The organism is Desulfococcus sp. (assembly GCF_041737845.1).
Taxonomy (GTDB): domain Bacteria; phylum Desulfobacterota; class Desulfobacteria; order Desulfobacterales; family Desulfococcaceae; genus Desulfococcus.
Genome location: NZ_JBGSQX010000145.1, coordinates 21,997 through 31,893 on the forward strand (window position 1 = coordinate 21,997; position 9,897 = coordinate 31,893).

Below are 9,897 nucleotides of genomic sequence, written 5' to 3' on the forward strand. Positions count from 1 at the left end.
TCCGCCCGGGTGAAAAATGTGTCAGGGGATCGGTTCTTCATACGAAAAAGACTTGACATGTCCAAGGGAGACTGTTAGCAGATGGACCAGAATGTTTATGATGAACTGAATGAAAAGGAGGTGCATCGGAAACATTTGTTTGTTTGTGGCAGGGAATAATTATTAGGTTGTGTTATTAGGTTGTTTTTCAATTAGGTTAAGGAGGAATCGAGATGAAAAAATTAGGCATGTTGGCTTTGGCGGCAGTCATGGTGGTGATGTTCACCATCCCTGCCTGGGCGATCGAGAGCGAGTTCGGCGGCTACTGGCGGACCCGGATGTACACCAACCAGAATTTCACCGGCGAGGATGAAACCGAGCTTCGAGATGCCACCCTGGTGGACACCCGTACCCGTCTTTACTACACCGCCGTGTTTCATGAGAACCTGAAGTTCGTCAACAAGTTTGAATTTGATACCTCATGGGGCGGCGGTACCCTGGGTGACATCGGTGCGGACGGCAAAGAATTGGAAATCAAGAATTCCTACATCGATGCCAACACCGGGCCGGTCAACTGGAAGGTCGGTATCCAGGGCGCCAGACTGGCCCGCGGCTTCCTGTTCGACGACGACTTCTCCGGTATGCAGGTCGCCTACAAGGGCGAGACCTTTGAGGTTCCGTTTATCTGGGTCAAGGCCTTTGAAGGCACCATAGCGGGCTTCGGCAACGTACAGGATGGAAACGACCTGGATATGGATTACTACGGCCTTTTCCCGAAATTCACCGTGGGCGACATGGTGACCCTCAATCCTTACGCTCTGTATGTTTACTCCAAAGATGCTGCAGGGGCTCAGAATAAATACGGATACCTGTTCCCGAGCGGTGATCTGGGTCTCTTCGAAGAAGATGAAGTGAACACCTGGTTTGTCGGTATTGATGCGGATGTCACCTTCGAGATGGCCACCCTCTGGTTTACCGGTATCTACCAGGGCGGCGAGGTGGATATTAAATTTCAAGACGATAGCGCGGATATAAGCGCCTGGTTGGCCGCCATCGGTGGTGCCTTTAATGTGGGAATGTTCGACATCCACGGTCAGGGCTTCTACGCCAGCGGCGACGACGACTTCACCGACGATGACTGGGAAGAGTTCACGCCTCCCCCGGGACGGTCTTACTACTGGGCTGAAATCATGGGCTTGGGCATCTTTGACAACCAGGCATCCGCAAACGCTCCCGCCGACAATATCAGCAACGTGTGGGCCGCCAACCTGGGAACCACCATCAAACCCATGGACAAGCTGAAGGTGACCCTGGATGTCTGGTACGCATCCCTGGTGGAAAACGACGCTCTTGAAGGGGATGATGAGCTGGGCACGGAAGTCGATTTGATCATCACCTATGAGATCGTGCAGAATCTGAACCTGGACCTCGTCGGCGCTTACCTGTTCGCTGGTGACGCGACGACCAGAAGCAACGAAGCACTGAGCGTCGACGACGCCGATCCTTACGAAGTGGGTGCCCGCCTGTCTCTGTCCTTCTAATTTCACATAGAGACAGTCTTTACGCATGACAAAGCCGGAGGGGCGAAAGCTCTTCCGGCTTTTTTTGTGTAACAAATTGATTTTCCACGGCGAAGCGGCCCATTCTTCATTCGGGAAATGGACCTATTGCGCCGATTGGTTTCCTACCCCAGCTTTTTCCGCAGGATCTCGTTGACCATCTTCGGGTTGGCCTTGCCCCGGGTCGCCTTCATCACCTCGCCGACGAAAAACCCCATCAATCTGGTCTTGCCGTTTCGGAAGGCCGCCGCTTCCTCGGGGTGAGCGGCGATCACGCCGTCGATGACCCCCTCGATGGCGCCGGTGTCCGTCATCTGCACCAGGTTTTGTTCGGAGACGATCTGTCCGGGCGGCTTGCCGGACGCGGCCATTTCATCGAATACAGTCTTTGCGATCTTTCCGCTGATGGTCCCGTCGTCCAGCAGCTTCAGCAGCGCAGCCAGGTCGGGGGCTGCGACGGGCGAGGCGCTGATGGTCCGTCCCTCGGCATTCAACCGGCCCAGGAGCGGCCCCATGATCCAGTTGGCGACCGGCTTGGGATTGCCGTAAATGCGAAGGCAGGCTTCGAAGTAATCGGCCAGTTCGCGCTCTGCCGTAAGTACCCCGGCGTCATATGCCGGGAGCCCCAAGGAGGCCGTGAAGCGTCTTGCCTTGTCGTCGGGAAGCTCGGGCATTCCGGATTCGATTTCGCGGATCCAGGCGTCGTCCACCACGACCGGCAGAAGGTCGGGGTCGGGGAAATACCGGTAGTCGTGGGCCTCCTCCTTGCCCCGCATGGCCGTGGTCACGCCCCTGTCGGGGTTCCAGAGGCGGGTTTCCTGAACGATCACGCCGCCGTCTTCGATCACCTCCTGCTGCCTGCGGATTTCGTAATCCAGAGCCTTCTCCACGTGCTTGAAGGAGTTGAGGTTCTTCAGCTCCGTGCGGGTGCCGAAGACGCTGGATCCACTGGGCATGATGGACACGTTGGCGTCGCACCGGAAGCTGCCCTCCTCCATGTTGCCGTCGCAGACATCGAGATAGCGCAGGATCGAGTGGATCTTCCGCAGGTAGGCGCCTGCCTCTTCGGGAGAGCGCATGTCCGGTTCGCTGACGATCTCGATCAGCGGAACCCCGGTGCGGTTGAGATCCACGTGGCTGACGGGCCGGCCGGGGTGGTGGTTCAATTTGCCGGCGTCCTCCTCCATGTGGATCCGGGTGATGCCGATCCGCCTGGTTTCGCCGTTCACGTCGATATCGATGCGGCCGTGCTCGCAGATGGGAAGCTCATACTGGGAGATCTGGTATCCCTTGGGAAGGTCCGGGTAGAAATAGTTCTTTCGCGCGAAACGGCTCGTGCCGTTGATGGTGCAGCGGGTGGCGATGCCGGCCTTGACGGCGAACTCCACGACCTTCCGGTTCAGCACCGGCAGCACGCCCGGCATGCCCAGGCAGACGGGGCAGACATGGGAGTTGGGCGGCGCGCCGAAAGCGGTCGAGCAGCCGCAGAAGATCTTGGTCCTGGTTTTGAGCTGGGCATGCACTTCCAGCCCGATGACGGTAACAAATTCCATGATTCATCCTTTGGCGGTGGATTCAAAGAGGCGGATCCGGCCTGCGCGGCGTATCGTCGATTGAAAGCCGTATTTTTGAAACATTCATGGCGATTAGTCAAGGCCAAATCTCGGGGCGTGTGCGCGGCGGTTGTGCGGCGGAAGTACCCGCGGGGCGGATTATTCCGGTTCGATCCGGACGGGCAGGGGAAACTCGCGGAAAACAGCCAGAAGCGTTTCGAACTCCGGCAGAAAGCGGCGGTAGTCAGCGGGGTCCTCGTATCGGTTGGCGCCGCTCGATCCCATGGAAACGATGTCCTCCTGCCAGGGATATCCCAGCCGGCCGAAGATCTCCCGGATGTGGTCATTGAGCCGGCGGCTCGCGTTCATGCTGCCCGAACGGCGAAAAAACCACTGCCGGGGGGTGAATTGATCCAGATGGTCGAGCATGTGGAGGACGGCGCCGGAAAGCGCGTCGTCTGCGGCCAGCATGCCGGTTTCAGGCGTGATCAGATCGAAGTTGAACCCGGCCATGGCCGAGGAGACGAGGCAGGGGATGTCGGCGCGGAAAAATTCGTAGATGCTCCGGCAGACATTCTCATGAAGGGAGATCTGAATCCCCATCCGGCATCTGGCCAGACAGCCGGGGACATCGCGTCGCGGCAGGTTGTCCATGACCGTGACCCGCGGTGTCAGACCGCGCGCATCCACCATCCGGCGGAAGGCCGCGACATTTTCGGGTGCGCCGCGACCGATGAACAGGGCCGTCAAATCGGCCATATCGGGGCGGCAGAGGAGATCCAGGACGGTTTCATGCCGTTTTCTCGGCATGTCGTCGTAGAGTCCGTTGAAGACGATATCAAAGGCCTTCTCCTCATCAACGGGCCCGGGACCGTCCTCCTCCAGATAGTCGCCGTGGGCCAGGGGGACCGACAGGATGCCCGGCTGGGTGTCTAAAAAACCGCGGTCCTCCGCGCCGCCGGCGCCGATCAGACAGGGGTCCTCGATGTCGGCGTAGACGCGGAGCCAGGCGTGGCGTGCCAGGACGCCCCATGGAGGCTCCAGGTAGATGAGGTACCGTTTGCTGATCCGCTTCAGCAGCCCCGGGACGCTGAAGAAAAGATAGGGCAGGGAAAAGATCCGCAGGACGCCTTTTTCCCCGGGGGCGCGGGGGGTCTTGAGGACCTGAACGAAGTGTCGGAGCTTGAAGGTTTTCTGGCGCTTTGCGGCGAGTTTGGCGTCGATGTTTCGACGCTCCTCCGCCAGGAGGGATGAGATTTCGGGGTGAGGGTCCGTCAAAGACGCCTGGCGGAGAAGGGTCCGCCACTGGCCGGGGAAGGGAAGCAGGGCCAGAAACAGGAGGGCCTCCAGGCGATCCCGGGCGGATTTTCCGCGGGCGGCGACATCCTCCAGAAAAGACCCGTTCCGCTGGAGCGCCTCGTAGGGCCAGGCAAGGCCACGGGCGGCTTCGAGGCGGGGGCGGCCGTCCAGCAGGATAGTAAACAGGGCCCGCCGAACCTGCTGCCGCAGCACCGCCATGTCGGCCGGCGGTTCATCCCGGAACCATCGCCGTGAATCCAGGCGGTCGAAGAAATGATCGAGGGTATCGAGCGCCTCATCAAAGCCGGGCGGTGTCGGGGTCATGTCTCGAATTCTCCGGAAAGGGTAGCGCAGCGGCGCATGTCCGTGTCATGTATCGGCTCATGCATCCAAGCCCCTGAAGGCACAGGCATACCTTATCCTGTCGCAGGGAAAAAAGAAAGGGGTTCCAGGCAGGAGGTTACGGATAAAAATCCCTTGACTTGAACCTCGAAATAGCGTTTTGTGTGAGCGGTCCATGGGTTTAATTTGACGAGAGACGGACGTTTGATCGCGGATGAAAGGCCGGCATGCGCACACGATGACAGGCAAAAGCTCGACCTTCAATATTCTGATGTACTCCCATGACACTTACGGCCTGGGTCATATCCGCAGAACGATGGCCATCGCCTCCCACCTGAGAGCCCCCAACGTCAATATCCTCATCCTGACCGGCTCGCCCATCGCCGGCCGGTTTTCATTCCCGGATCAGGTTGATTTTGTGCGGATTCCCGGAATGATCAAGAAGACCAACGAGGAGTACCTCCCCCTTTCCATCAAGATCCATCCCAGCCAGGCCCTGGACATCCGGAAGAAGATCATCTATGCCACCACCAAGACCTTCAGGCCCAACCTCTTCATCGTGGACAAGGAACCGCTGGGCCTGAAGAAGGAGGTCCTTTCCACGCTCCAGTGGCTGCGGCGCAGCCTCCCCGGCACGCGGACGGTGCTGGGGCTCCGGGATATCATGGACGATGCGGAAAGCGTTCGCGCCAGCTGGCGGAAAAAAGGCATCTATGATGTTCTGGAAAGCCTCTATTCGGAGATATGGGTTTACGGCATTCAGGATTTCTACGATCCCATCGCGGAATACGACATCCCTGAATCCGTGAGCCGCAAGATGCATTTCACCGGCTACATCCCCCGGAAGGTGATCAGCCGGGACGAGATCCGCAAGGAGAAACTGCGGCATTGCCTGGCGGAAAAGGAGCCCCTGGTGGTGGTGACCACCGGCGGCGGGGGGGACGGCTATCCGGTCATGGACGCCTTTCTGGCCATGCTTGAGTCCTCCGGACGGCCCCTGCCCTTCCGAAGCATCCTGATCACCGGGCCCTTCATGCCGAAAAAACAGCGGAATGACGTTTCCCGGCGCGCCAAGGCCGTTGGTGTCCGGACCTATCATTTTTACCGGCAAATGGAAAAGGTCCTCGCCGCCGCCGACCTGGTCATCAGCATGGGCGGCTACAACACCCTTTGCGAAATCCTGAGCCAGAAGGCCCTGCCCCTCATCATCCCCAGGGAGACCCCCCGCAGGGAGCAGCTCATCCGTGCCGAGCGGTTTAAGGCCCACGGCATCGCGGAGTATATCCCCTGGCACTTGATATCCCCCAAAATCCTCCGCGAGAAGGTCCTCTGCCTTCTGGATCAGCCCGAGTCTTTCAAGTCGGCCGTGGCCGGTTTTCCCATGACCGGGCTTGAGGTCATGCGGGAGCGGCTCAAGATATTCCGGTGCTGCGGATGAGCCCGTCCGGTCGACCCGTGCTGGGCATGGTCCTGAAAGGCTATCCCCGGATTTCCGAGACCTTCATCACTAACGAAATCCTTCTGCTGGAGTCGCTCGGTTTTTCCATCCACCTCTTTTCCATGCGCCACCCACGGGAATCCTTCACCCACAAAAGCGTCATGGGGATTCGGGCGGCGGCGGATTATCTGCCCCAGGAGATCCTACGGGGATTCTTCCCGCTCCTCTACCACAATCTGAGGCTGGCCCTCCGGCATCCCGTGCGATACCTTGGGGCTGCAGGGGCGGCCTTCAAACGCTTCCTCCGGAGCCGGAAATCGGCCACGGTCAAGCACCTCCTTCAGGCGGGGTACCTCGTCGGCAAGCTCCTGCCCGGCCGGGACATCGTCCATCTGCACGCCCATTTCGCCCACTCTCCCACATCGGTCGCCATGTTCGCGAGCCGCCTCTCGGGGATCCCCTTCAGCTTTACCGCTCACGCAAAGGACATCTACACCTCGGATCCCCGCCAGATCCGGGAGAAGATGGCGCTTTCCCGCTTCGTGGTCACCTGCACCGACTACAACCGCCGCCACCTCATCGGCATCGCCGCGGGGTCGGGGACGCCGGTGCACCGGGTCTATCACGGCATCGATCTGGGGCTGTTCGTCCGCCCGCCGGAACCGCGCCTGCCGGAAATGCCGTACCGGATTCTTACCATCGCCCGGATCGTGCCGAAAAAGGGGCTCCAGACGGTCTACCGGGCCCTCAAAATCCTCAGGGACCGCGGCATCCGGTTTGAGCACACCCTCATCGGGGACGGGGACGACCGGAAAAAGATCCTTGCGTTCATCGCGGAGTTGGGTTTGTCGGATGCGTGCAGGTGGCTGGGGACCCTGCCCCATGAAGTGGTGCTGACCCATTACCGGAACGCCGATCTGTTTGTATTGGGATGTGAAATCGCGGAGAACGGCGATCGCGACGGCATCCCCAACGTCTACATCGAGGCCATGGCCATGGGGGTCCCGGTGGTCGGCACGCGGGTCTCGGCCGCCTCCGAACTCATTTCCCACGGCCGGACCGGCCTGCTGGTTCCGCCGGGCGCGCCCGGGGAGCTTGCGGCGGCCGTTCACCGCCTGCTGACCGACGACGCGCTGAGGGCCCGGGTGACCGCCGCTGCCCGGGACCGGGTGTGCCGGGACTTTGACAACCGGCAACTGATCCGGGGCCTTGCGGAGATTTACCGCAGGGAGCAGCCCCTCCTGTAAGTCCCTGCCGGAAGGACGGGGATTCCGGCATCACGGTTCAGATTTATGCGCATCACCTTTTACGCACCCTTCAAGCCGCTGGGGCACGCCCGTCCATCCGGGGATCTCGCGATTGCCGCCAGCATCGCAGCCTACCTGGAACGCCACGGCCATGTTGTCAGCCGGGCGGGCGGCACGAGGATGCGCTGGATCTACTGGCGGCCGTGGCGATGGCCCGCGATTCTCCGGGAATACCGCCGCGCGGTCCGGGAGCACCTGCGTCGCCCCGCCGACCTCTGGCTCACCTACCATGCCTATTACAAGGCCCCGGATCTCCTGGGGCCTTCGGTGTGCCGGCGTACGGGCGTCCCTTACGTCATCTTCCAGGGCATTTTCTCCACCAAGCGGCGCCGGCGCATCCAGACCCTTCCGGGCTATCTGCTGAACCGGAAAGCCCTCACGTCGGCCAGTCATCTTTTTGCCAACCGCCGGGAGGACCTTCGCAACCTGAGGCGGCTCGTGGCCGAAGACCGGCTGACCTACATCCGGCCGGGAATCGAGCCGTCGCTCTTTGGGTTCAATGCCGAGGCCCGCGCCGGGCTCCGCAGGGAATGGGCCGTGGGAGAGGCGCCCGTCGTCCTGTCCGCCGCCATGTTCCGTCCCGGCGTCAAGTCCGAAGGGCTCGCCTGGGTCATCCGCTCGTGCGGACGCCTGAATCGTGCCGGTATTCCGCTCCTGCTCGCCATCGCCGGGGACGGCAGGGAGCGGGCGCGGCTGGTTCGGCTGGGGGAGCGGCATCTCCCCCGACGGGTCCGTTTTGTCGGAAAGCTTTCCCGGGAAAACATGCACCGGTTTTACAGCGCGGGCGATGTCTTTGCATTCCCGGGCATCCGGGAATCCCTGGGCATGGTGTACCTGGAGAGCCAGTCCTGCGGGCTGCCTGTGGTGGCCTTTGACAACGGCGGCGTTCCGGAGGTCGTTGCGAACGGTGAAACCGGGCTGCTGACGCCGCCCTTCGATGGCCCCGCCTTTGACCGGGCGCTTGCAGGACTTATATTAGATTCCGGGCTCCGTGGCACCATGGGAGCGAATGCCCGTTCCCACATCCGCCGCAGCCATGATGTCGAGAAGAATTATGCCGGGATGGAAGCGATCCTCTCGGAACTGGTGACAGGCAAACAGGCATGAAAGAATCACGGGACGATACGCGCTTCGGGGTGATGCGGCATGCCCCGACCTTCTGGAACCGGGAAAGGCGGATTCAGGGCCAGAGCAACTCTCCGCTCACGCTGGAGGGGGAGCGGATGGCCAGGCAATGGGGAGAGATGCTCCGGCGGTTCGGCTGGGACAGAATTCTGACGAGCGATCTGGAGCGCACCCGGCACACGGCGGAGCTGATCAACCTGGTGCTGAAACTGCCCCTGACCAGCGACATCCGGCTCCGTGAAAAGGACTGGGGGGAATGGACCGGAAAAACCATCCTTCAGATCCGGGTTCAATCGGGAGACCATCTGGCGACGATGGAGAGCGCCGGCTGGGGATTCCGGCCGCCCGGCGGGGAGGACCGGACGGAGGTATGGGAAAGAGGCCACCATGCCCTTACCGAGGCGTCCCGAAGGTGGGCGGGTCAGCGGATCCTCGTCGTGACCCATGAGGGCATGATCAAGTGCCTGGTCTATCGCCTCACGGGCCGGTCGTTTTTTCCGACCGAGCCGCCTATCCTCCGGCGGGGGCATCTCCACCAATTGTCCCACGGCCTCGGCGGAATGGTGATCGAGGAACTGAACGTTCTGCCCTTATGGAACGATATCCAGTGAAGATTGTCTTCTACTGCCAGCATGTGCTGGGCATCGGCCATTTTTTCCGGAGCATGGCGCTCTGCCGGGCACTGGAAGGCCATGAGGTGGTCTTCCTCGCCGGCGGCGCGCCGGTGGCGGCCGACATTCCGGACCATGTCCGGATGGTGAATCTGCCCGGACTCATGATGGACAGCGGCTTCAAGCGGCTGTTCGCAGAGGCGCCGGGAGCGGACGTCGATCAGGTCAAGGCGGCGCGCAGGCGGTTTCTGTGGGAGGTGATGGCCGGGGAGCGGCCGGACGTCCTGATCGTGGAGCTCTACCCTTTCGGTCGAAAAGCATTCCGGTTCGAGCTGGATCCCGTGCTCTCGGGCATTCGGGACGGCAGCCTGCCTCCCTGCCGCGTCATCTGCAGCCTCCGGGATATCCTGGTGGAAAAAACGGACGCGGATGCCTACGAAAGGCGGGTGGTCGATACCCTCAACCGCAATTTCGACGCCCTGTGGGTTCACGCCGATCCCCGGCTGGTCCGGCTGGAAGAGACCTTCTCCCGCGTGGAGGCCATCGCCGTGCCCGTCGTCTACACGGGGTTCATCACCCCGAAACCGTCGGCCGACGCCCGCGGGCGCATCCTCAACAGGATCGGCATCCCGGCCGGCCGGCGCCTGGTCGTGGCCAGCGCCGGCGGGGGAAAGGTGGGCGGGC

At 61.4% G+C, this 9,897-nt stretch carries 8 protein-coding genes; 6 read left to right on the plus strand and 2 right to left on the minus strand.

The genetic code is table 11. From position 1 onward, the window contains the following. Nucleotides 1-212 precede the first annotated feature (212 nt). The gene (locus tag ACEW8N_RS17075) at nucleotides 213-1,520 is read left to right on the plus strand and encodes an alginate export family protein (protein WP_373501059.1); all 1,308 of its coding nucleotides are present in this window, start codon (nucleotides 213-215) and stop codon (nucleotides 1,518-1,520) included. Nucleotides 1,521-1,663: 143 nt separating this feature from the next. Here the strand turns inward: ACEW8N_RS17075 and gatB are convergent, their stop codons facing one another. Both gatB and ACEW8N_RS17085 read right to left on the minus strand, forming a co-directional pair. Continuing rightward, on the minus strand, nucleotides 1,664-3,091 hold the full coding sequence (gatB, locus tag ACEW8N_RS17080) for an Asp-tRNA(Asn)/Glu-tRNA(Gln) amidotransferase subunit GatB (RefSeq protein WP_373501060.1): 1,428 nt from the start codon (nucleotides 3,089-3,091) through the stop codon (nucleotides 1,664-1,666). A gap of 159 nt (nucleotides 3,092-3,250) precedes the next feature. After that, nucleotides 3,251-4,714 (minus strand): glycosyltransferase, encoded by a 1,464-nt coding sequence (locus ACEW8N_RS17085; RefSeq protein ID WP_373501061.1) that lies wholly within the window; start codon nucleotides 4,712-4,714, stop codon nucleotides 3,251-3,253. Between the two features lie 256 nt (nucleotides 4,715-4,970). On the opposite strand from ACEW8N_RS17085, the gene ACEW8N_RS17090 reads away from it, so the two are divergent. From ACEW8N_RS17090 to ACEW8N_RS17110, 5 genes are all read left to right on the plus strand, one after another. Continuing rightward, on the plus strand, nucleotides 4,971-6,170 hold the full coding sequence (locus tag ACEW8N_RS17090) for a glycosyltransferase family protein (protein ID WP_373501062.1): 1,200 nt from the start codon (nucleotides 4,971-4,973) through the stop codon (nucleotides 6,168-6,170). Beyond that, nucleotides 6,167-7,417, plus strand: coding sequence for a glycosyltransferase family 4 protein (locus tag ACEW8N_RS17095; RefSeq protein ID WP_373501063.1), 1,251 nt, complete (start codon nucleotides 6,167-6,169; stop codon nucleotides 7,415-7,417). Before ACEW8N_RS17090 ends, ACEW8N_RS17095 begins: the two co-directional genes overlap by 4 nt. A 45-nt stretch (nucleotides 7,418-7,462) precedes the next feature. Next, entirely contained in the window at nucleotides 7,463-8,584 is a 1,122-nt protein-coding gene (locus ACEW8N_RS17100) for a glycosyltransferase family 4 protein (protein WP_373501064.1), read from the plus strand. Further along, the gene (locus tag ACEW8N_RS17105; RefSeq protein ID WP_373501065.1) at nucleotides 8,581-9,213 is read left to right on the plus strand and encodes a histidine phosphatase family protein; all 633 of its coding nucleotides are present in this window, start codon (nucleotides 8,581-8,583) and stop codon (nucleotides 9,211-9,213) included. The genes ACEW8N_RS17100 and ACEW8N_RS17105 overlap by 4 nt, the downstream gene beginning before the upstream one ends. Further along, nucleotides 9,210-9,897, plus strand: a 688-nt coding sequence (locus tag ACEW8N_RS17110; RefSeq protein ID WP_373501066.1) for a glycosyltransferase family protein, incomplete at its 3' end; no start/stop codon positions are given. The genes ACEW8N_RS17105 and ACEW8N_RS17110, both read left to right, overlap by 4 nt.

Coding starts and splice junctions, on each gene's coding strand:
- ACEW8N_RS17075 (WP_373501059.1), top strand. CDS start 213: ATGAAAAAATTAGGCATGTTGGCTTTGGCGGCAGTCATGGTGGTGATG.
- gatB (WP_373501060.1), bottom strand. CDS start 3,091: ATGGAATTTGTTACCGTCATCGGGCTGGAAGTGCATGCCCAGCTCAAA.
- ACEW8N_RS17085 (WP_373501061.1), bottom strand. CDS start 4,714: ATGACCCCGACACCGCCCGGCTTTGATGAGGCGCTCGATACCCTCGAT.
- ACEW8N_RS17090 (WP_373501062.1), top strand. CDS start 4,971: ATGACAGGCAAAAGCTCGACCTTCAATATTCTGATGTACTCCCATGAC.
- ACEW8N_RS17095 (WP_373501063.1), top strand. CDS start 6,167: ATGAGCCCGTCCGGTCGACCCGTGCTGGGCATGGTCCTGAAAGGCTAT.
- ACEW8N_RS17100 (WP_373501064.1), top strand. CDS start 7,463: ATGCGCATCACCTTTTACGCACCCTTCAAGCCGCTGGGGCACGCCCGT.
- ACEW8N_RS17105 (WP_373501065.1), top strand. CDS start 8,581: ATGAAAGAATCACGGGACGATACGCGCTTCGGGGTGATGCGGCATGCC.